Origin of the sequence: Hominifimenecus sp. rT4P-3 (assembly GCF_051055405.1) — a bacterium.
In the GTDB taxonomy this organism is placed as follows: domain Bacteria; phylum Bacillota; class Clostridia; order Lachnospirales; family Lachnospiraceae; genus Pseudolachnospira.
Map to the genome: position 1 here is coordinate 750,891 of NZ_CP167068.1, position 20,950 is coordinate 771,840.

Below are 20,950 nucleotides of genomic sequence, written 5' to 3' on the forward strand. Positions count from 1 at the left end.
CCACAACACAAAAAGGAGGAAGAAGTATGAAAGCGTACAAGAAAATTGTAGCCACGTTACTATCGGCTTGTATGCTGGTGTCCATGGCCGCTTGCGGAGGCGAAGAAAAGCCGACAGACACTCAGGCAGCAAACACTCAGGCGAGCGGAGAGACCGCTGCACAGCCTACTGCTGGCGAGCAGCCAGGCGGTTCGGACAGTCAGGCCAAAAAAGATAATTGGCTGACGGCTATTTCCACGAGAGATAATGGAAGCCTGGATATGTATACGGCGGCCATCAATCGTTGGGGCAAGGCTCAGGTGGGACCTTTCCTGCAGACCCTGTGGCAGTACGATGCCAATTTGAAACTGGAAGGCGTTTTAGCAGAGTCTTTTGAGTACGACGATGACCTGATGGGAATCACCGTACATTTAAGAGACGGCGTGACCTGGCACAATGGGGACAAATTCACCTCTGCCGACGTAGTATACACCATGAGCAAACTGGCTGCTGGTCCGGCTGGCCCCAACTACAACTACATTGATTATGAAAATGTAGAAGCTGTAGACGAACTGACCGTTCATTTTGGTCTGACCCGGAAGATGGGCGTTTTCGAGCACCGCAGCTCTGACCTGTTCATGTACTGCAAGAGCTTTGAAGAGGGAACCAACACCAAAGATGCAGATGGAAATGAATTGGTTGCCTGCGGTACCGGTCCTTTCATCGTAACCGAATATGAGAAGGATGACCATGTTTCCTATCGCCGCAACGACAATTACTGGGGTGAGAAAGCGAAACTGGACGGCATGACCATGCGTTTTATCGGCGAGGCTTCCACTGCTTTCATGGAAGTTCAGACAGGCAACGCTCAGATCAGCAACAATACCGCTGCTTCCGATCTGTCTGACGTGCAGGCTGGAAACTATGAGAACATCATCGCGTCTGACGATGCCAAGATGGCTCATAACGCCATTGGTATGAACCAGCACAATCCTTACTTTACGGACGTGCGTGTTCGCCAGGCTGTCAACTATGCGATCAACCGGAAAGAAATCTTTGACGTAGCTTATGAAGGCGTTGGTTCTCAGGCTTGGAGCTGCATCTCTGTCGATGTATTTGGTTTCAACGAGGAGTACCTGAACAATTATCCTTATGAGTACGATTTGGAGAAAGCAAAATCGCTGATGCAAGAGGCTGGCTATGCAGATGGCTTTACCTGCTCCTTTGCGATTGAGAACAATACGCTGCAGAAGACCACGGCGGAATTGGTGCAGGCTTATCTGGCGGAAATCGGCATTACGGTTACCATCGATATGTACGAGAGCGCTGCTCTGAACGAATTGATTCCGACAGAGAACTGGGGATTGGCTTTTGCTACGTATAACCAGAACGGAGATCCTTCCAGCGCTTTGACCTTTGGAACCAGCATCCGCAACGTAGGCGGCTCCAACAAGTATAACAATGACAAAGATCCGATCGCAGTTCAGTACACAGAGCTTCTGGAATCCTCTGAGTGCCTTGGCACTGAGGAAGAGCGTCTGGCGGTTTACAAGCAGATGCAGGAACTGTACTTCAGCACCATCTGGGAGGTTCCGATTGCTGACCAGTCCGTTTACATGGTACAGAGCACGGATATCGAAGGATATTGGGGCGCCGGCGTACAGCCTCACTTTGAGAATATTAGCTTTAAATAGTATTTACCAGTAAGAATTTACCACTAGATAAAACGTTCACGCAAGTCTAGCTTGCCATAGGCTTGCGTGGACGCGGAAAGCCTTTTGAGGCGAAGAGCGGCTGGACTGCCCGGAAACGTGTATTTCCAGGCAGTCCTTTTTGTTCGATAGGGACACATACTTTGTTTCCTTCTACGAAAGAAGTAAATCGTTTTTTATCTATGGAGATACCGTGTAAGCGGCGCATCTCCGTTACCCTCTGGAAAAGGAGAGAATCCGTATGGGAAAATATATTATCAAGCGCCTTTTTATGGCACTGGGCGTGCTGCTAGGCGTATCTCTTTTGATTTTTATTCTCCTGGATCTGGCTCCCGGTGATCCGGCTAGACAGATTTTAGGAGAGACAGCTACGGCGGAAGCGGTAGAGAATCTCAGAGAAGAAATGGGATTAAATCGGCCTCTGGTGGTTCGTTGGGGCGAATATTTAAGGGACATTGTGCTGCACGGTGATTTTGGAACCTCTTATAAGAGCAATGAACCGGTGGCAAAAGAAATTTTAACCCGTTTTGTGACCACGATCAATTTTGCCCTGGTAGTTTTTTGTCTGACCTTATTGGTTGGTATTCCTCTGGGTATCATTTCTGCTATTCGGCGAGGAACCTGGGCAGATACTGTTTTGACTTCGATTGCAATGATTTTTATGGCGGTTCCTGGCTTTTGGCTAGGGTTGATGCTGATTCTGGTCTTGGCCTGTAAACTGGCGATTCTGCCGGTATCTGGCTGGTATGGACCGGTATATTGGATTATGCCCTGCGTCACCCACGGCGCCTTCCAGATCGCCAGTCTTATGAAAACAACCCGTGCCAGTATGTTGGATGTGACAAGGCAGGATTACATATCGACAGCCCGAGCTAAGGGACTGCGGGAGAAGCGGGTAGTGTATCATCATATGCTGAAAAACGCTTTGATTCCTGTAATAACGAATTTGGGTACGATGCTGGGACACCTTCTGGGCGGAGCGATGGTTATTGAGCAGATCTTTGCCGTTCCAGGCTTAGGAAAGTTCCTGATCGAGTCTTTAGGAAACCGCGATTTCCCTGTCGTACAGGGCGGCGTTCTCCTTATCTCGGCCGTATATAGCGTGATGATCCTTTTGACCGATATCTTGTACACGGTTGTGGATCCTCGTCTGCGTTCCATGTATACCAGCAAGAAAAAATCCGTAAAGAAAGGAGCGTAGAGGCCATGTCTGAAAAAAATCAAACAGAAAAGCAAGTTTATAAGAAACAGAGCCGTGCGGGGATGATTTGGCGCCAGTATAAGAAGAATAAGTTATCTATGTTCAGCTTAGTATTGATTCTGCTGGTAGCGCTTGTTGCCATTTTGGCTCCCCTGATTGCCCCTTACGGCGCTACGGAACAGAAAGTAGCGGATCGTTTCCTGGGCCCCTGTGCAGCGCATCTTTTTGGCACCGATGGTTTAGGACGTGATATTTTCAGCCGTATTTTGTATGGCGCTCGGATCTCCATGACAGTAGGACTGATTTCTACGAGCGTATCTGCATTTTTTGGAATTATTCTTGGCGCAATCGCTGGTTTTTATGGCGGAAAAATTGACAATATTATCATGCGTATCTTGGACGTTTTCATGGCGATTCCGAATATGCTGATGGCTGTGGTACTTTCGGCTACTCTGGGAACCGGTATCTTTAACTGTATGTTGGCGGTAGGTATCACAGGTGTTCCCAATATGGCTCGTGTGGCCAGGGCGTCTGTTATGACCCAGAGAAACCAGGAATATATTGAATCGGCCCGCTCAAATAATGCGGGAAATGGGCGCATTATTTTCCGGTATGTATTGCCCAATGCGTTGTCTCCGATCTTTGTGGCTGTGGCCAGCGGAATCGCCAATGCGATTACGGTAGCCGCTTCCCTGAGTTTTATCGGCCTGGGTATTCAGCCTCCGAATCCGGAGTGGGGAGCCATGCTGGCGGCAGGCAGAGAGTATATCATGAAGTATCCCTGGTTGTGTATTTTCCCCGGAATTGCCATCCTGATCACCGTTTTCTGCCTGAATAACATTGGAGACGGACTGCGGGATGCTCTGGATCCGCGACTGAAGAATTAGGAGGAGAGTATGGGACAGGACAAATTACTAGAAATAGAGGATTTAGCGATTTACTATATTACCGATGACGTTGGCACCTGCAAAGCAGTCAACCATGTGGATTTGACTTTGGAGCGGGGAGAAACGTTAGGCTTGGTAGGAGAAACTGGAGCCGGAAAGACCACGATTGCCAGAGGCATTTTGCGCCTGGTTATGGAACCTCCGGGAAAATATATCAGTGGTTCGATCAAATTCCATGGGGAAGATCTTCTAAAGAAAAGCGTGAAGGAAATGCAGAAGATCCGTGGAGCAAAGATCTCCATGATTTTCCAGGACCCGATGACGGCTTTAAACCCCACGGACCCGGTGGGAGAACAGATTGCGGAAGTATTGTTTTATCAGAAGAATCTGACCAAGGCGGAATCGAAAAAACAGGCGGAGGCCATGATGGAGATGGTAGGAATCCCCAAAGAGCGTTATGGGGAGTACCCTCATCAGTTTTCCGGCGGAATGAAGCAGCGTATCGTTATTGCGATCGCTCTTGCCTGCAACCCGGAGCTTTTGATCGCCGACGAGCCGACTACGGCTCTTGATGTAACTATCCAGGCACAGGTTCTGGATATGATGCGGAAATTGAAAAAAGAGCTGGGGACGGCCATGCTGCTGATCACTCACGATTTGGGAGTAGTGGCGGAAATGTGTGAGAAGGTCGCGATCATCTATGCCGGAGAAGTGGTAGAGATGGGGCGGATTGAACATATTTACGATGAGACCATGCATCCTTACACCATCGGCCTGTTTGGCTCTTTGCCAAGCGTAGCGGGAACCGAGGACCGGTTAAAACCCATTGATGGCTTGATGCCGGATCCAGCGGATCTTCCGCCAGGATGTAAGTTTGCTCCACGCTGCCCGAACCGTTGTCCGGATTGTGAGACACAGCAAATCCCGCTTCGGGAAGTCGCTCCGGGACATTGGGTGCGGTGCATTCATCTAGGGGAGGTGTAAGGATATGTCCGTGTTAGTAGAAGCAAAAGAACTAAAGAAATATTTTGATACAAAATCCGGCCAGCTTCATGCGGTAGATGGGATCAATTTCCAGATTGAAGAGGGAAGGACCTTGGGAGTCGTTGGCGAAAGCGGCTGTGGAAAATCCACTTTAGGCCGCACGATCCTTCATCTGTTGGAGAGCACGGATGGCCAGTTGTTTTTTGAGGGTAAGGATGTAACAAAGCTGGATAAAGAAGGCTTAAAGGCGCTGCGCCGGCAGGCTCAGATGATTTTCCAGGATCCGTATTCCTCCTTGAATCCTCGTATGACGGTCAGCCAGTTGATCGCGGAACCACTGAAGATTGAGAAGCAGCTGTCAAAAGCGGATGTGGAAAAGAAGGTATTGGAACTGATGGATACCGTTGGCTTGGCGCGCCGTCTGTTTCATACCTATCCTCACGAGCTGGACGGCGGACGCCGTCAGAGAATCGGCGTGGCGAAAGCGTTGGCGGTAAATCCAAAGTTCATCGTCTGCGATGAGCCGGTATCGGCGTTGGACGTATCTATCCAGGCTCAGATTCTGAATCTTTTGAAGGATTTGCAGGAAGAGCGGGGACTTACTTATATGTTTATCACCCATGATTTGTCGGTGGTAAAATATATTTCCCATGATATTATGGTCATGTATCTGGGACAGATGGTGGAAAAAGGACCTGCCAAGGAGATCTTTGATACGACGATCCATCCTTACACCAAGGCATTGTTCTCCGCTCTGCCTCAGCCCAGCATTCATAACCGGCAGGAACGGATCCTCTTAAAAGGAGAACTGTCTTCTCCGATCAACCCGAAACCGGGATGCCGTTTTGCCAAACGGTGCATCTATGCGAAGGACATCTGCTTTGCGGAGTCGCCGGCCCTGGAAGAGTATGAGCCGAATCATATGGTGGCTTGCCACTTCGCTCATGAGATCAACAAATAGGGAAAGGGAACAGTATGGTACGGAAGGAATTTGAACGGGTATCCCCGGAGTCGGTGGGAATTTCCAGCGAGGATATTTTGGCATTATTGGATGAACTGGAAGATTTTCCCAATTGTGAACCCCATGGACTGATGATTTTGCGTCATGGTAAGGTCTGTGCGGAGGGATGGTGGGCTCCTTATGCGAAAAATATTCCCCAGGAATTGTTTTCCATGTCCAAAACCTACACGGCGACGGGAGTGGGGATTGCTTACACAGAAGGCTATTTCGACTTGGATGATCCATTAGTGAAATATTTCCCGGAATACGCCGATCTGTGCGACGACCCCCGTGGCCGGGAGATTACGGTGCGTCACGTATTGATGATGTCTTCCGGTAAGCTTTTGGAGCGGACGGATATTGCGGAATGGATTCCTCATTTCTTTGCCATGAAGATGGCCCATGATCCAGGAACTGTCTTTGAATACAGCGCCGAGGATACCCATATGGGAGTCGCTCTGGTGGAACGGGTGACCGGCCGCCGGTTTGAAGACTATCTGGGTGAGAAACTCTGTGACAAAATTGGAATTGATAAGTCCCATCTGCATTGGGGACACCTTTTAAACGGCAGCGTGGTCGGCTGCGGAGGCTTGAGCGCTACCGTGGAGGATAGTTTGCGTTTGATGAAGCTTTACCTGGACGGCGGCGTCTGGGAAGGAGAGCGACTTCTGAGCGAGGACTGGATTGCCCAGGCGACTTCCATTCAGATTGTTCCGGTCATACCGGAAAGTTCTGCACCTGGTTCTCCCAGCCAAAAGCCGGAGCCTTATGCGGAAGAAGGCGTCGAGAAGGGATATGGGTTCCAGACCTGGATCAACGGCGGCGGAATCGGCGGTGTTGTCGAGGCCAACGGAGGTCTGGGACAGTGTGCAACGGCCTATCTGGACTTGGATATGGTGGTTAGTTTCCAGGAATCGTCGGAACGAAATGGAATCGACGAAGGTCTGGGACGGGATTTTGTGGTGGCCCGCGTCAAGAAGATGGCGAAAGATCAGCCCCTGCCGGAAAATCCGGAAGCATATGCGCGATTGCAGCGGCGTTTGGCGCGTTTGATCCTGGAAAAACCGGAATCGCAGCCCCACAGTCCCACGGCGGAGCTGGTATCGGGGAGACGATATGTGGTTCAGGGAAACAGCAGTTTGACGTTCCGGAAACCTTTGTGGAAACACATGGTTCTCTGCGATCCCATCGTATATATGGATGGAATGAAGTGGTTTGCCTTTGATTTCTCCGCTGCGGCCACCTGCCGTCTTACCTTCTTTGAGATGGATCAGATCCGGGAATTGACGATCGGTATCGATGGTATGAGCCGCTTAAACAGCTATGGAAATGACCGGATACCGGGGATTGATCAGGTGCTGATGGACGGTTACTGGGTGAAGCCGGATACGTTCCGGGTGAAAGCCCGCTGGATTCAGACCTGCTATGCCATCAGCCTGGACTTCTGTTTCCAGGAGAAAGAGGTTTTGGTCACAGCGGCAAAAGTCAGCGGCGACCTATCGGAGCACCCGATGAGAGTAACGGATTACCGGGCCGTTTGCCGGTAATTGTGATATGCGCTTGCCAAGGGAGTAGGAGGAATACGGGATGAAAACGAGAGTGACGGAATTATTGGGAATTCAATATCCGATCTTACAGGGCGCTATGGCCTGGATTTCCCGGCCGGAACTGGTAGCCGCTGTGTCCAACGGCGGCGGAGCCGGAATTTTGACGACCAACTGGGGGCCGGAGCAGTTGCTGCGGGATATCCGGAGGATTCGAGAATTGACGGATAAGCCTTTTGGCGTCAATACCAATCATGGTCTGCGAAATGTGGAAGACCGGGAGGAAATCTTTCGGATTATTATAGAAGAAAAGGTTCCCTTTGTGACCATGGGCGCTGGAGACCAGCGGCCTTATATCCCGGTATTCCGGGCAGGCGGTGTAAAAACCATCTGTATTGTGCCGAAGACCCGTTTGGCGAAGCGGATCGAAGCAGCAGGCGCGGACGCGTTGATCATAGAGGGAACGGAAGCCGGAGGCCGGATTGGGACTCTGACTACCATGGCGTTGATGTCCAATGTGATTCCTGAAGTGACGATTCCGGTCATTGCCGCCGGAGGGATTGTGGATGGAAGAGGAATGGCGGCCGCCATGGTGATGGGAGCAGACGGGATACAGATGGGCTCTCGTTTCCTGCTTGCGGAAGAGTGCCATGCGTTTCATCCGGATAATGTAAAGCGGCTTTTAGAAGCAACGGACGACGACAGTACGGAAGTTGGGCTATCTCGTGGGAAAGGGATGCGGGGACTCCGCAGTCCTTTTTCCGAGCGGTATCACGAGATGGAGATTGCCGGGGTTCCGGTAGAAGAATTGAATGCGTTGGCGGCTGAGATGAGCCGGAAAGTAGCGGAAGAAGGCATTGGAGCAGATGGAATGAACGGCATTGTCCAATGCGGGCAAAGCGTAGGACCGCTAAAGAAGGTGCAGCCGGCGGCTGAGATTTTGAGAACGGTAACGGAAGAAGCTGCGGAGATTCTAAAAAAAGCGCCTGGACTATTGGGATAAATGTCCAGGCGGAGGGGAAGCGGTTTTAGTTGGTTTTCTTTGCCGTGCAGGATGCGGGCGGCAGCAGTTTTAGAATTTCGTTGTCCTCATAGGCTTTTACCGTCTCAATGAAATGTTCCATATCTGGGGATAGGTATTTGTACTTGTGACGGACGAGGCTGAAATTTCGGTTCCAGACACCGTCTTTTACGGGTACCACGCGGATCTCTCCGGTGCGGACCTCTTCTTCCACCAGACGGATGGAGATAACGGATAGTCCTTGATTATCCATCACAGCATGTTTGATGGTGCCGGCGTTGGTACATTCCCAGCGAACATCCAGCGGATAGCCGCGTTCGGCCATGAAGGTTTCAAATAAAGAACGGGTACCGCTGCCTTGCTCTCGAAGAATAAAGGGCTCGGCAGCGATTTCTTTGAGGGAAACCTGGGGACGCTGAAAAAATGGATGAGCCTTGCCGCATACCAGTACCAGGAAATCCCGAATGACCGGTTCTGAAATCAGATCGGGACTCTGGACTTCTCCTTCGACCAGCGCAATGTCCAGTTCTGCGTTTAACAGTTTTTCTTCGATGGCATGGGTATTATTGACATAAATTCTTGGATCTGCGTCGGGATAGATTTTTCGGAACTGGCGAAGGATTCGATGAATCAGACAGTCTCCGACCGTGACGGTAGCTCCGATGTGGACGGGGAGCGTTTGCAGGGCGGAAAGCATCGTCTCATTTAATTTCTGATAGGAAGCGAGGACATCTTTGGCATTTTGCAGCAATAGTTTTCCTGCTTCGGTTAGATAAAGGCCCCTGGGGTAGCGTTCAAACAGTTTGGTTTGATAATGTTTTTCCAGTTCGGCGATGGATTGGCTGACCGTTGGCTGGGAAATAAAAAGGTGGGAGGCTGCCAGGCTCATCTTTCCGCAGGCAGCGACCTCCACAAAAATTTGCAGATGGCGTAATGTCATATTGTCTCCTTGAATCCATAGAATGAAATGTATTGGTGTTTACTTATGGATACGATTTGATAATACTATTTTACGGAGAAAAAAGCAAGTATTATAATTATAAAGAAAGAAAAGAACGAAAGAGCTTTTCGCTATGGGGAGTAGAAGAGAGAAAAGTTCCAAAAGAAATAAGGAGGCGTAACATGAAAGTATTGATTATCGGCGGAGTTGCTGCTGGAACCAAGACCGCGGCAAAACTGAAGCGCGAACATCGAGATTACGAAGTGACGATCCTGACCAAGGGGGAGGATATTTCCTATGCAGGCTGTGGTCTGCCGTATTACGTAGGAGATGTCATCCATGATCGGGCGGAGCTGATTGTAAATACCCCCGAATCTTTTTCCAATTTGACTGGCGTGGTGGTGAAAAACCGCACGGAAGTTACGGCCCTTGACCGGGAGAAAAAGACGGTTTTGGCAAAAGATTTGGCTACCGGTGAGGAAACAGAGTACGCTTACGACAAATTGGTCATTGCCGTTGGCGCGGACCCTGTGAAGCCGCCCCTGCCGGGCTTAGACCTGGAGGGTGTGTACTTTATGCGTACCCCTGCGGACGCCATTACTCTGAGAGACGCGGTTGAGGCTGGAAAAGTAAAACGCGTGGTTATTGTCGGCGGTGGATTTATCGGTCTTGAGTTGGCGGAAAACCTGCAGGCTCAAGGCGCAAAGGTATCCATCATCGATATGGCGCCTCAGGTGCTGCCGGGCTTTGATCCGGAACTGGCGGAGTATGTGGAGAACCATCTGGCTGACCGCGGAATCATGGCTTTTACCGGCACGAAACTGGCTGGTGTGGAAGGCGAAAACGGTCATGTCACCAAGGTGCTGACGGAGAAGCGTGGAATGAAAGCAGATACGGTGATTCTTTCCATGGGAATTCGCCCGAATACGGCATTTTTGGCTGACAGCGGCCTGGAAATGTTCAAGGGAACGATTTGTGTTGACGAGCATCTGCAGACCAACGATCCGGATATCTATGCGGTAGGCGACTGCGCCTTTACCAGAAATCGTCAGACGGGAAATAAGGCTTGGTCTCCGCTGGGATCTTCCGCGAACATGGAGGGCCGTGTGGCGGCTCGTGTGATCGCCGGAGAGGATGTTACTTACACGGGTGTGTTTGGCACCAGTATCGCGCAGCTGCCGGGATTGAACGTTGGACGTACCGGCCTGACGGAAACTGCGGCGAAAGATATGGGAATTGACGCGGAGAGCGTCGTTTTGATTACCGACGATAAGGCCCACTATTATCCGGGAGCTTCCACCTTTATTATCAAGCTCATTGCGGAAAAAGGCACCAAGAAGCTGTTGGGTGTGCAGGTACTGGGTGCAGGCGCGGTAGATAAGGTAGTGGACATCTGTGTGATGGCGATCGCGATGAACGCGACTCTGAATGATATGGAGAGCTTGGACTTTGCCTATGCGCCGCCGTTCTCCACCGCGATTCATCCGCTGGTAAATGCGGTAAACGTACTGCTGAACAAGATGGATGGCCGTCTGGCTTCCATCACTCCGGCAGAGTACAAGGCAGGCGCTGCGGAAGGCTACAAAGTAATGGATGTTTCCTTGAGTCCTTCGATTGACGGCGCGCCGTATATTGACCTGACGAAGATCAATGGCGAAGTACCGGGCTTTGGCAAGGATGAGAAGATCCTGGTAGTATGCAACAAAGGAAAACGGGCCTATCTGACGCAGAATCGTTTGAAATATTATGGCTATACCAACACGGTTGTGCTGGAAGGCGGAAATATTTTTACTGACGTAAAGGCATAAGAAGAACAAAATATTTTGTAAAGCGAGATTTTAACCTAAAATTAGGAACCGGGGAATGCCACGTGGCGGCATTTCCCGGAATCTATGGCTCATGTTTCTATGGGTGTTTTGCGGCTACAATAGTCAAGAATTTAACAAAATTTACCATTTTGGTGGATGAAAGAAAAAAAACATAAAAGAAAAGGAAGGTAACAGACATGGCGGTAAGTGCAGAGGATATCAAGAGAGTAAAAGGAATGGGTTTTCTGAATAATAAGGGAACCGACAATTTCTCCGCGCGTATTATTACGATCAACGGAAAAATTACGGCGGATCAAAATCAGTGCATCGCGGAAGCAGCGAAAAAGTACGGAAATGGCACGGTAACATTGACCAGCCGTTTGACGATTGAGGTTCCGGGCGTTCCCTATGAGAAGATCGAGGAATTCCAGGAGTACATAGGAAAAGCTGGTCTGGTAACCGGCGGAACCGGTTCCAAAGTTCGTCCGGTCGTTTCCTGTAAAGGAACCACCTGCCAGTATGGCCTTTTGGACAGCTTTGCTCTGTCGGAGGAAATTCATCATCGTTTCTATGAGGGATACCGCGGCGTGCTGCTTCCTCATAAATTTAAAATTGCGGTTGGCGGATGTCCCAATAACTGCGTGAAACCGGATCTGAACGACCTGGGCGTGATCGGCCAGCTGATCCCGAATTTTGACGAGGATTCCTGCAATGGCTGTAAGAAATGTTCCGTAGAAGAAGCCTGCCCGATCGGAGTGGCAAAGATGGTAGATGGCATTTTGGAGATCGATCGGGATGCCTGCAATAACTGCGGACGCTGCGTTGGAAAATGTAACTTTGACGCGATCGAGGACGGCGTACATGGCTTCAAGATCTATCTGGGAGGCCGCTGGGGCAAGAGAGTAACCCACGGCCATGCCATGAGCAAAGTGTTCACGGATAAGGAAGAAGTGATGAGCGTTATCGAAAAGGCTCTTCTGCTGTTCCGTGAGCAGGGAAAGACCGGAGAGCGTTTTGCCGATACGATTGCCCGTCTTGGCTTTGAGAACGTGGAAGCTCAGCTGATGAGCGATGAGATTCTGGGAAGAAAGCAGGAAATCCTGGATGCACAGCTGCATCTGGTAGGAGGAGCTACCTGCTAATTACAGGATGTTGGAAATGGGCTGCCGCCTTGCTAAAATTTTTAGCAGGGCGGTTTTCTTTATTCTATCGAATTCAGGTGTCCAAAGATTTCTGTGGGAGAGGCTTTTAAATACCTGAACCCCAGGAGGTTGGTTGCTTCCTTCTTGGACTTTCATAATTGCCGCTGGCTTTCGTAAGGAATTTTTCAGATTTCCTCCCTTGATTCTATCACTCCACAATGATAGAATGGTACTGTATTTTATTTTAGCGATGATTCCTTTTATCGATAAGAGGGGGTATGCTCTTGTCAATGGAAGGTACCTTCAGTTGATAAGGGCACACACGGTCAGGACAGAGTAAATTTTGCTTCCTGCATCGTTAGTTTCACTCAGCGTACCTCCTGTACGCATCGTTCAACTGCCTTGCAGGGAGCAAAATTTATTTCTGCCTGACTCTACGACCTCAAGCGGAGAAAATTTGGGCATCGTCAAGGCATCTGACAGAGGCGTACTGGACGTACGCCGATGGAAGATAACGCAGAAGATGCCCAAATTATCCCGCTATGAGGCGTGTATGCTCTTGTCAACTGAAGGTAAAACTGAAGAATGAAATTGAGAAATATAAGGGGGATTCTTTATGGAAGATTATCGGGGGCGAATGCGAGATACGAGACGCCGGGCCAGACGTCGCCGTGCGATCCGGAACCGGATCATTCTGACGGTGCTGCTGTTGATTCTTGTTGTGGCAGCGGTGATTCTCGGAAAGAAGTTTTTGGACGGTGATTTTAAAAAGAAGGAAAATACAACCTTTCCTGCCGGCACGACAAACCAGACGGAAACGGCCGGTGAACCTGGTGAGAGTACTCCGGCGGAAAGCGGAGGCGCTCCGGCTGCGGATGCGGACAGTGCTTTGTCTCAGGCGGCTGCTTTGGCGGCGTCCTACGATTATGACGGAGCCATTGCGCTTTTGAAATCCGTATCCGGTTATGAGTCTGATTCAAGAATTACCGAAGTAATCACTGGCTATGAGGAGACGAAAAAGTCTCTGGTGGCCGCGGATATTACACAAATTCCCCATGTCTTTTTCCACTCTTTGATCGTGGATACGGCCAAAGCCTTTGGTTCGGAAAAGTCGGCGGCTTATAATCAGGTTATGACGACGGTGGACGAGTTTGACGCGATTATGCAGCAGATGTATGAGAAAGGTTACGTGCTGGTAAAGATTCATGATATGGCCTCCAAACAGGATGGGGAGATGAAAAAGGGGACGATCCTTCTCCCGCCTGGAAAGAAACCATTTGTGCTCTCTGTCGACGATGTATCTTATTATGAATATATGCAGGGCCATGGCTTTGCCAATCGAATTGTGATTGGAGAGGACGGCTATCCAACCTGTGAGATGGATATGGCGAATGGAACGGTTCAGACCGGCGCTTTTGATGTGGTTCCACGTTTGGAGGAATTTATCAAGGCCCATCCGGATTTCTCCTATAAGGGAGCCCGTGGAATTATCGCATTGACCGGTTACGATGGAATCCTTGGCTACCGGACGGCTCCGAAGTACGGAGACCCCAGCGATGATAGCTATAAGGCAGAATATGCCAGCATCAACGTGGAATCGGAGCGGGAAAAGGCGAAAAGCGTAGCCGCCCGGATGGAAGAACTGGGCTGGGAGTTCGCTTCCCACAGCTGGGGCCATAAAGATATGGGCCAGGCAAAGATCGAGAACATGAAGACCGATATGCAAAAATGGCTGGATCAGGTAAATCCGCTGCTTGGCGGGGATACGGATATCCTGATTTTCCCGAAGGGAACTGATATCGGCAGCTGGCGCGGCTATGACAATAATGAAAAGTATGATTATCTCAGCAGCGTTGGCTTTGACTATTACTGCAATGTAGACGGAAACCAGCCGTGGGTGCAGTGTACGTCCAAATATCTCCGCCAGGGACGGATCAATGCGGACGGCTTCGAGATGTACTATCATGCGGATAAGCTGAGTCCGTTCTTTGACGCGGCGTCCGTGTTTGACAAAGCGCGTCCAACGCCGGTAAAACCGATGGGCTGATTGAAGGATTTCTTTCTTTATAGACAATGAATTTTGTGGAGCGTTTGTTATTTCATAGGAAGTTCCAAGGGAATTTTCTATAGAATGAAAAGAGGCGCATCCCTCACTTGGAATATCCTGAGTGAAGGATGCGCCTCTTTCCTTCAATATTATTGTTAGAAGGGCGTCTTATCATAAGAGTTGGGAAAGAATTGACCTGATTTTAGAATTATGATATTCTTAATGAAACATCTCAGGTTTTGTTTTATGATACCTTCCATGGACAAGAACATGTATTCTTGTTAGAATCAAGGAGGCACAAGATGGATATTTTGACGAAGCTTCTTTCCTTGCTGGCGCCTTTGGCTCTCGGCTATCTTTTGAAAAAGGTTCATTTTTTAGGCGCGATGGATTATCGGGTTTTGGCGAAGCTCGCTTTAAATATTACCTTGCCAGCGGCTGTGATCAGCTCCTTTGCCAATTTTACAATGGACTACTCCTTGCTCAGTATCATTGTTCTTGCCTTTTTTTCCAACTGGGTGGCGCTGCTGTTTACCTATGCGACGACCAGGCGAGACTGGCAGGATCGGAAGCTGCGCTCTTTAAAAATGATTTGTGCTTCCAGCTTTAATATGGGGAATTTTCTGATTCCTTTTGTTCAGCAGTTTTTAGGTGGGAGCGGTGTCGCTTTGACTGCTTTGTTTGATTCTGGAAATTCTTTTATGGCAACTGGCGGCGTGTATATTTTTACGACCAGCGTGATTAAAGCGGACGGGGAAAAAGTTACGCTCCGCGATATTTTTCGGAAATTGTTTCATTCTGTACCGATTTTGACGTATATCACTTTGATTGTCTTGGCATTGCTGGGCACCCGTCCGCCGGCAGCATTGGTAACAATTGTTCAACCTACGGGAAATGCCAACGCTTTTGTATCGATGTTTATGATTGGGTTAATGTTTGAAATTCGCTTTGACAAAGCATATCTGAAAACTGCTTTTGGGATTTTGGGGAGAAAATATTTTTGCGCGCTGCTTCTAGCGCTGGCCTTTTATTTCCTATTGCCCTTTGACCTCATGACCAGGCAGGTATTGGTGATGTGTGCGTTTGCTCCGATTCCAAGCATTGCAAGCATTTATACAGAACAGATTCAAGGCGATGTAGAATTGGCCAGTTTTACCACGTCCGCATCTTTTTTAATCAGCTGCGGGATTATGATTGTGCTGATGACGACGCTGTAGAGCGGACAAATGCTACACAGTGGAATTTTTTTAAAAGAAAAACGGCGATGTTCGATTAAAAAAATAAAGTCAGGTCGTTTTTTCGAGAGGAATAAAAAATATACATATATAAGAAATGAATTAAAACATATATAAATATTTGGAAAAACTTTGCCCTTAAAAAGCAAAAACTTGTTAAATCTGTAACAGAAAAGGACGTTGATTCTAAAAAAGCATGGGAAAGTCAGGAATTTTAGTGGGACAATATATACCTTTGACAAATAAAGGATTTCCAGGCAAGTTTTATTTTACAAATATCAGCAACTTTGCTATAATACAGAAAACAGCGTTGCTGAGAGCTGTGTAAACTCAGAGAAAGGTATGGTGGATATGTACAAGATTTTACGAAAAGCTGAGCTGAATCCTACAGTAACCCTGATGGATATCGAGGCTCCCTATGTGGCCCGGAAGGCAGAACCTGGTCAGTTTATCATCTTGCGCGTGGATGAGGACGGCGAGAGAATCCCGCTGACCATTGCGGACTATGATAGGGAGACTGGAAGCGTTACGATTATTTTCCAGATCGTTGGCGCTACGACGGAAAAGCTGAACCATAAAGAGGTCGGCGAGTACCTTCAGGACTTTGTAGGACCCCTTGGCACTCCGTCTCATTTGGAGGGATTGAAGAAAGTCGCGGTAGTTGGCGGCGGCGTGGGATGTGCTATCGCGTATCCTGTGGCAAAGAAGCTTCACAATATGGGTTGTGAAGTACATACGATCGTTGGCTTCCGCAGCAAGGATATTGTTATTTTGGAAGATGAGTTCAAAGCTGTCAGCGATAAGATGGTTATGATGACCGACGACGGAACTTATGGTACCAAGGGATTGGTTACCCAGGGACTGGAAGAGCTGATTTTGGCAGGCGAAAAGTATGATGAAGTCATCGCGATTGGGCCGGTGATTATGATGAAGTTCGTTTGCGGCGTTACGAAAAAATATGACATTAAGACCGTGATTTCGATGAATCCGATTATGATTGATGGAACCGGAATGTGCGGCGGCTGCCGTCTGACCGTGGGTGGAGAGACGAAATTTGCCTGTGTAGACGGACCGGAATTCGACGGCCATCAGGTAGACTTTGCGGAGGCGATGTCCCGTGGAGCGATGTATAAGCCGTTTGAGAGGGCAAAGCACGAAGAAACCTGCAATCTGTTTAAGAAGGAGGTTCAGTAATCATGGCAAATATGTCTTTGGTTAAAAATAAAATGCCGGAGCAGGATCCGAACGTTAGAAATAAAAATTTTAACGAGGTAGCTCTTGGATATACGGAGGAGCAGGCAGTAGACGAAGCGCAGCGCTGCCTGAATTGTAAGAAAATGCCCTGCGTACAGGGATGTCCGGTTAATATCAAAATTCCGGAGTTCATCGCGAAAGTGGCGGAGAAAGATTTTGAGGGAGCTTATCAGATCATCAACCAGGATAGTTCTTTGCCGGCAGTCTGCGGCCGTGTTTGCCCGCAGGAGAGCCAGTGTGAGAAATACTGTGTTCGCGGCGTAAAGGGCGAGCCGGTTGGCATTGGCCGTTTGGAGCGCTTTGTTGCGGATTACCACAATGCAAATTGTACCGAAGCTCCGAAAAAGCCGGAGTCCAATGGACACAAAGTTGCCATCGTAGGCGCCGGCCCGGCAGGCCTTACCTGCGCCGGTGATTTGGCGAAGATGGGATATGCTGTTACGATCTATGAAGCGCTGCACCTGGCTGGCGGCGTATTGGTATATGGTATTCCGGAGTTCCGTCTTCCGAAGTCCATTGTACAGAAGGAAGTAGATACGCTGAAAGCTCTCGGCGTAAAGGTGGAGACCAACATGGTGGTTGGCCGTTCCATTTCAGTGGACGAGTTGATGGAGCAAGAGGGATTTGAAGCGATCTTTATCGGATCCGGCGCTGGACTTCCGAGCTTTATGAAGATTCCGGGTGAGAACTTGAAGGCTGTTTATTCTGCCAATGAGTTCCTGACCCGTGTGAATTTGATGAAAGCATACAAAGATAGCAGCGATACGCCGATTATGCACGCGAAGAAAGTGGCGGTAGTTGGCGGCGGAAACGTGGCGATGGATGCGGCCCGTTCTGCAAAGCGTTTGGGTGCGGATGAGGTTTACATTGTATACCGTCGTTCCGAAGCAGAGCTTCCGGCTCGTGCGGAGGAAGTAGAGCACGCAAAGGAAGAGGGCATTATCTTCAAGCTTCTGACTGCTCCCACAGAGATTTTGGGCAATGAAGAGGGCTTTGTAGCCGGCATGAACTGCGTTCAGATGGAATTGGGCGAGCCCGATGCTTCCGGTAGACGCCGTCCGGTTAAGGTGGAAGGCTCTGACTTTACTTTGGATGTGGATTGTGTGATTATGGCCATTGGAACCTCTCCGAATCCGTTGATCCGCAATACCACAAAGGGTCTGGAAACCAATCGTCATGGCTGTATCGTAACCAATGGGGACGACGGTCTGACCAGCCGTGAAGGCGTGTACGCCGGCGGAGACGCTGTGACTGGCGCGGCGACGGTTATTTTGGCTATGGGAGCTGGAAAGTCGGCTGCCGCAGCGATTGACAAATATATTAAGGAAAAGAAATAAGAAGCTGCCTGCTTTAGAAAGCATTGGCAATAGTAGTCAGATGTTAGAGGGAGAGCCCGAAGGACTCTCCCTTTTTACAATGAAAGCTCCGGACGGCGCGCAAGGCGCGGAGCAATCGGCTTTCATAGTCAGTAGGGCAGCGCTGAAAACCTCTGAAAGGAGATCTAGATGGACGATGAACAAGTCTTAAGAAAACGTTTTTTGGATTTAGCGGGAAAAGCATATCGGCAAAATAATTATTGCTATACCGGCTTTTTATCTTTGGCGGAACAAAGCGTTTTGCGGGGAATGAATCGAGAGCTGCCTTCTTCTGGCTGGCGGTTATTTGGCGGACGGGAAGGGTGCGACAGACAAATGGCGGAATTCGGGGCGGAGGAAGCATTTGGTTATTCCGGAGAATTTCCGATTGCCCTGCTGCGAGTTTTTCCGAGACAGGAAAAGTTTGCGGATACATTGACACATCGAGATTTTTTAGGCGCTATTTTAAACCTGGGATTAGAGCGGGATGTAATAGGCGATATTATTATTAAGGAAAAGACCGCTTATATTTTTTGCACGGAGTCGATGGCATCCTTTTTGTGCGAGAATTTGGAGCGTGTGAAGCATACGGCGGTGATCTGTGAGCGGACGGAAGAAATGCCGAAGGAAGCGGCTGTGAAAAAAGAAGAGCGATTTTTGTTGGCTGCTTCCGAACGAGCAGACGTAGTAATTGCCGCGTTATATGGAAAGTCACGGAGCCAGGTGCTGGAATTGTTTCGCAGGAAACAGGTGTATATAAACGGAAGGGAGATGGAAAATCCCAGTTATGTGTTGAAAATAGGCGATGAAGTTACCGTGAGAGGGTTTGGAAAAGCAATCTATCAAGGTGTGGAGGGAGAAACCAGAAAAGGGCGCAGCCGTATCCGAATGGAGGTTTATATTTAGCGCATTTTTGCTTCCTTGAATTAGGGCGTCAAAAGGTCTCTCTAATCTTCCTTGTTCATGAAGGTTACCATAATCTTAAGAAAGTTGTAGGATTTTGTCCCAGGGTCTGTTACAATTCAGTTACAAATTTTCTCTATACTGATATTCAGAAGATAAGAAACAGTTCATACGGGGAGATATCAGAAACAGGATGAACAGAAAAGTATGGAGAAACGAGAGCGCGAAAGGCACAGGAGCTTCTTATGAGAAGCACTGGGAACGGCGGCTGGCGGGAAGAAGGAAGAGGAAAAAGCAGGCAAAACAGATCCAAATAATCGGTTGTGCCGGTATCCTTAGCTTTTTCTTTTTCCTCGGCTTTGTGACTGGAAAAGGATGCAGCGGCGCTGCGGCCAGGGTACAGGCGGCGGAAGCGACTGAGAGGAAAGAAGAGCATATCAAAGAAAATGAAGAGCCTATTGCGGTGAAAATGGGACAAACTCTCAAGCTGCCGGAATATGTGGACGAGCAGTATCTAACGGTAAATCCGTATTCGCGGCCGGGAAAGGCCACCGGCGAGATTCATGCGGTGGTGATTCACTATGTGGGAAATCCAGGAACGACCGCACAGCAGAACCGGGATTATTTTGAGGATATCGCATCTGGTGAAGAAGATGTCTACATGAGCAGCAATTTTGTGATTGGCCTTGAGGGGGAAGTGATTGCCTGTGTTCCGCCCGGAGAGGTAGCATATGCTTCGAACAATCGGAACAGCGATACGATATCCATTGAAAATTGTCATCCGGATGAGACTGGAAAATTTAACGACTCTACCTATCAGTCTTTGGTAAAGCTGACTGCCTGGCTTTGCCGGCAGTATCAGCTGGATCCTTTGAATGGCGGTGTGATCCGTCACCACGATGTAACGGGAAAATGTTGTCCGAAATATTTTGTAGAACATGAAGACAGTTGGAAGCAGTTTTTGCAGGATGTGGACGACTGGATGAAACAGTAAACATCTGCTTTACGTGTATATGTTCTTGTCAATGGAAAATATGTATAGAATTTGTGAGGTGTAGCATGAAGATTACGGAGGAAACGAGAATATCAGAACTGCTTCAGCAAGATGAACGGGCCGGGGAAGTTCTGGCAGCTTCGGGCTTGCATTGTATTGGATGTCTGATTGGCGGGGAGGAGACATTGGCCGAAGCAGCGGCAGAGCATGGAATGGATCCAGTTTTATTGATAAGAAAATTAAATTTATACTTGAATCAGGAATTATAAGAAGAAACGATAGATGTAAATTCTGCTTGCAATGGATGGGGAAAGGGCTTATAATAGAAACAACCTTTGTTGACCAAAGGTATTTGGTCAGTGAAAGGCATCTTTTGTAGAAAGGAGGAGAAGACATGGCCTTAAGCAAAGAGGATCTGGTTGCGATCGCCCAAGTGGTTCGAGAACAGATTCAAGATACGGTGCCAGAGATTGTGGATGACCGGATTCAGGCGGTCGTGCCGGGAATCGTGGACGACCGGATTCAGGCGATTGTGCCGGGAATTGTGGACGATCGGATTCAGGCGATTGTGCCGGGAATTGTGGACGACCGGATTCAGGCGATTGTGCCGGGAATCGTGGACGACCGGATTCAGGCGATTGTGCCGGGAATTGTGGATGATCGGATCGACAACCGTGTACCAGACATGATTGCAGAGAAGCTGCGCCATTCCGAGAATTTAATTCTGAAGGAAGTGGATCGAGTCTGGGATGTTGCTCAGGAAAATCGGAAGGAGATAAAAGCGCTCAGAGAAGATGTGAGAGCGTTAAAAGCGAGAACCGATATTCGGGATCTCTACGGTTTGGTAGGACAGCTGGCTGTTCGGATGGATCATCTGGAAGAAAAACTGACGGAACATCTGGAATCGCAGGGAGCATAGCTTGGGGACGTGAGTTGAATCAATA

Annotated in this window: 18 protein-coding genes; 17 read left to right on the forward strand and 1 reads right to left on the reverse strand. The window is 48.9% G+C overall.

Going from position 1 to position 20,950, the window contains the following annotated elements; all coding sequences use genetic code 11:
• Positions 1-26: 26 nt before the first annotated feature.
• The 7 genes from ACCC71_RS03610 (at position 27) to ACCC71_RS03640 (ending at position 8,310) form a co-directional block, all read left to right on the forward strand.
• On the forward strand, positions 27-1,673 hold the full coding sequence (locus ACCC71_RS03610) for an ABC transporter substrate-binding protein (protein ID WP_434311069.1): 1,647 nt from the start codon (positions 27-29) through the stop codon (positions 1,671-1,673).
• 259 nt (positions 1,674-1,932) lie between these two features.
• Complete coding sequence (locus ACCC71_RS03615) at positions 1,933-2,892, forward strand: ABC transporter permease (RefSeq protein ID WP_434311070.1); 960 nt, start codon at positions 1,933-1,935, stop codon at positions 2,890-2,892.
• Between the two features lie 5 nt (positions 2,893-2,897).
• Positions 2,898-3,779 (forward strand): ABC transporter permease, encoded by an 882-nt coding sequence (locus ACCC71_RS03620; RefSeq protein ID WP_434311071.1) that lies wholly within the window; start codon positions 2,898-2,900, stop codon positions 3,777-3,779.
• A gap of 9 nt (positions 3,780-3,788) precedes the next feature.
• The gene (locus ACCC71_RS03625; RefSeq protein ID WP_434311072.1) at positions 3,789-4,763 is read left to right on the forward strand and encodes an ABC transporter ATP-binding protein; all 975 of its coding nucleotides are present in this window, start codon (positions 3,789-3,791) and stop codon (positions 4,761-4,763) included.
• A gap of 4 nt (positions 4,764-4,767) precedes the next feature.
• The gene (locus tag ACCC71_RS03630) at positions 4,768-5,724 is read left to right on the forward strand and encodes an ABC transporter ATP-binding protein (protein WP_434311073.1); all 957 of its coding nucleotides are present in this window, start codon (positions 4,768-4,770) and stop codon (positions 5,722-5,724) included.
• A 14-nt stretch (positions 5,725-5,738) separates the two neighbouring features.
• Positions 5,739-7,310, forward strand: a complete 1,572-nt coding sequence (locus tag ACCC71_RS03635; RefSeq protein ID WP_434311074.1) for a serine hydrolase domain-containing protein — start codon at positions 5,739-5,741, stop codon at positions 7,308-7,310.
• 40 nt (positions 7,311-7,350) lie between these two features.
• Positions 7,351-8,310: an NAD(P)H-dependent flavin oxidoreductase gene (locus ACCC71_RS03640; RefSeq protein WP_434311075.1), complete on the forward strand. Its 960-nt coding sequence runs from the start codon at positions 7,351-7,353 to the stop codon at positions 8,308-8,310.
• 25 nt (positions 8,311-8,335) lie between these two features.
• On the opposite strand, the gene ACCC71_RS03645 is transcribed toward ACCC71_RS03640, so the two are convergent.
• On the reverse strand, positions 8,336-9,268 hold the full coding sequence (locus tag ACCC71_RS03645; protein ID WP_434311076.1) for a LysR family transcriptional regulator: 933 nt from the start codon (positions 9,266-9,268) through the stop codon (positions 8,336-8,338).
• A 182-nt stretch (positions 9,269-9,450) separates the two neighbouring features.
• On the opposite strand from ACCC71_RS03645, the gene ACCC71_RS03650 reads away from it, so the two are divergent.
• The 10 genes from ACCC71_RS03650 to ACCC71_RS03695 all read left to right on the forward strand — a co-directional run bounded on the left by ACCC71_RS03650 (position 9,451) and on the right by ACCC71_RS03695 (position 20,925).
• Positions 9,451-11,076, forward strand: a complete 1,626-nt coding sequence (locus ACCC71_RS03650; protein ID WP_434311077.1) for an FAD-dependent oxidoreductase — start codon at positions 9,451-9,453, stop codon at positions 11,074-11,076.
• 197 nt (positions 11,077-11,273) lie between these two features.
• Positions 11,274-12,218 (forward strand): 4Fe-4S dicluster domain-containing protein, encoded by a 945-nt coding sequence (locus tag ACCC71_RS03655; RefSeq protein WP_434311078.1) that lies wholly within the window; start codon positions 11,274-11,276, stop codon positions 12,216-12,218.
• A gap of 616 nt (positions 12,219-12,834) precedes the next feature.
• The gene (locus tag ACCC71_RS03660) at positions 12,835-14,265 is read left to right on the forward strand and encodes a polysaccharide deacetylase family protein (protein ID WP_434311079.1); all 1,431 of its coding nucleotides are present in this window, start codon (positions 12,835-12,837) and stop codon (positions 14,263-14,265) included.
• 302 nt (positions 14,266-14,567) lie between these two features.
• On the forward strand, positions 14,568-15,482 hold the full coding sequence (locus tag ACCC71_RS03665) for an AEC family transporter (RefSeq protein WP_434311080.1): 915 nt from the start codon (positions 14,568-14,570) through the stop codon (positions 15,480-15,482).
• Positions 15,483-15,851: 369 nt separating this feature from the next.
• A complete protein-coding gene (locus tag ACCC71_RS03670) occupies positions 15,852-16,694 on the forward strand; it encodes a sulfide/dihydroorotate dehydrogenase-like FAD/NAD-binding protein (protein ID WP_434311081.1) in 843 nt (280 codons plus the stop codon).
• A 2-nt stretch (positions 16,695-16,696) separates the two neighbouring features.
• Positions 16,697-18,091, forward strand: coding sequence for an NADPH-dependent glutamate synthase (gene gltA, locus ACCC71_RS03675; protein ID WP_434311082.1), 1,395 nt, complete (start codon positions 16,697-16,699; stop codon positions 18,089-18,091).
• Between the two features lie 168 nt (positions 18,092-18,259).
• The gene (locus ACCC71_RS03680; protein WP_434311083.1) at positions 18,260-19,015 is read left to right on the forward strand and encodes a YlmH/Sll1252 family protein; all 756 of its coding nucleotides are present in this window, start codon (positions 18,260-18,262) and stop codon (positions 19,013-19,015) included.
• Between the two features lie 190 nt (positions 19,016-19,205).
• Positions 19,206-20,006, forward strand: a complete 801-nt coding sequence (locus ACCC71_RS03685) for a peptidoglycan recognition protein family protein (protein WP_434311084.1) — start codon at positions 19,206-19,208, stop codon at positions 20,004-20,006.
• Positions 20,007-20,071: 65 nt separating this feature from the next.
• Positions 20,072-20,275 carry a DUF1858 domain-containing protein gene (locus tag ACCC71_RS03690; RefSeq protein ID WP_434311085.1) on the forward strand — a complete coding sequence of 68 codons (204 nt, stop codon included), beginning with the start codon at positions 20,072-20,074 and terminating at the stop codon, positions 20,273-20,275.
• Between the two features lie 125 nt (positions 20,276-20,400).
• Entirely contained in the window at positions 20,401-20,925 is a 525-nt protein-coding gene (locus tag ACCC71_RS03695) for a hypothetical protein (RefSeq protein ID WP_434311086.1), read from the forward strand.
• Positions 20,926-20,950: the final 25 nt, after the last annotated feature.

Coding starts and splice junctions, on each gene's coding strand:
- ACCC71_RS03610 (WP_434311069.1), top strand. CDS start 27: ATGAAAGCGTACAAGAAAATTGTAGCCACGTTACTATCGGCTTGTATG.
- ACCC71_RS03615 (WP_434311070.1), top strand. CDS start 1,933: ATGGGAAAATATATTATCAAGCGCCTTTTTATGGCACTGGGCGTGCTG.
- ACCC71_RS03620 (WP_434311071.1), top strand. CDS start 2,898: ATGTCTGAAAAAAATCAAACAGAAAAGCAAGTTTATAAGAAACAGAGC.
- ACCC71_RS03625 (WP_434311072.1), top strand. CDS start 3,789: ATGGGACAGGACAAATTACTAGAAATAGAGGATTTAGCGATTTACTAT.
- ACCC71_RS03630 (WP_434311073.1), top strand. CDS start 4,768: ATGTCCGTGTTAGTAGAAGCAAAAGAACTAAAGAAATATTTTGATACA.
- ACCC71_RS03635 (WP_434311074.1), top strand. CDS start 5,739: ATGGTACGGAAGGAATTTGAACGGGTATCCCCGGAGTCGGTGGGAATT.
- ACCC71_RS03640 (WP_434311075.1), top strand. CDS start 7,351: ATGAAAACGAGAGTGACGGAATTATTGGGAATTCAATATCCGATCTTA.
- ACCC71_RS03645 (WP_434311076.1), bottom strand. CDS start 9,268: ATGACATTACGCCATCTGCAAATTTTTGTGGAGGTCGCTGCCTGCGGA.
- ACCC71_RS03650 (WP_434311077.1), top strand. CDS start 9,451: ATGAAAGTATTGATTATCGGCGGAGTTGCTGCTGGAACCAAGACCGCG.
- ACCC71_RS03655 (WP_434311078.1), top strand. CDS start 11,274: ATGGCGGTAAGTGCAGAGGATATCAAGAGAGTAAAAGGAATGGGTTTT.
- ACCC71_RS03660 (WP_434311079.1), top strand. CDS start 12,835: ATGGAAGATTATCGGGGGCGAATGCGAGATACGAGACGCCGGGCCAGA.
- ACCC71_RS03665 (WP_434311080.1), top strand. CDS start 14,568: ATGGATATTTTGACGAAGCTTCTTTCCTTGCTGGCGCCTTTGGCTCTC.
- ACCC71_RS03670 (WP_434311081.1), top strand. CDS start 15,852: ATGTACAAGATTTTACGAAAAGCTGAGCTGAATCCTACAGTAACCCTG.
- gltA (WP_434311082.1), top strand. CDS start 16,697: ATGGCAAATATGTCTTTGGTTAAAAATAAAATGCCGGAGCAGGATCCG.
- ACCC71_RS03680 (WP_434311083.1), top strand. CDS start 18,260: ATGGACGATGAACAAGTCTTAAGAAAACGTTTTTTGGATTTAGCGGGA.
- ACCC71_RS03685 (WP_434311084.1), top strand. CDS start 19,206: ATGAACAGAAAAGTATGGAGAAACGAGAGCGCGAAAGGCACAGGAGCT.
- ACCC71_RS03690 (WP_434311085.1), top strand. CDS start 20,072: ATGAAGATTACGGAGGAAACGAGAATATCAGAACTGCTTCAGCAAGAT.
- ACCC71_RS03695 (WP_434311086.1), top strand. CDS start 20,401: ATGGCCTTAAGCAAAGAGGATCTGGTTGCGATCGCCCAAGTGGTTCGA.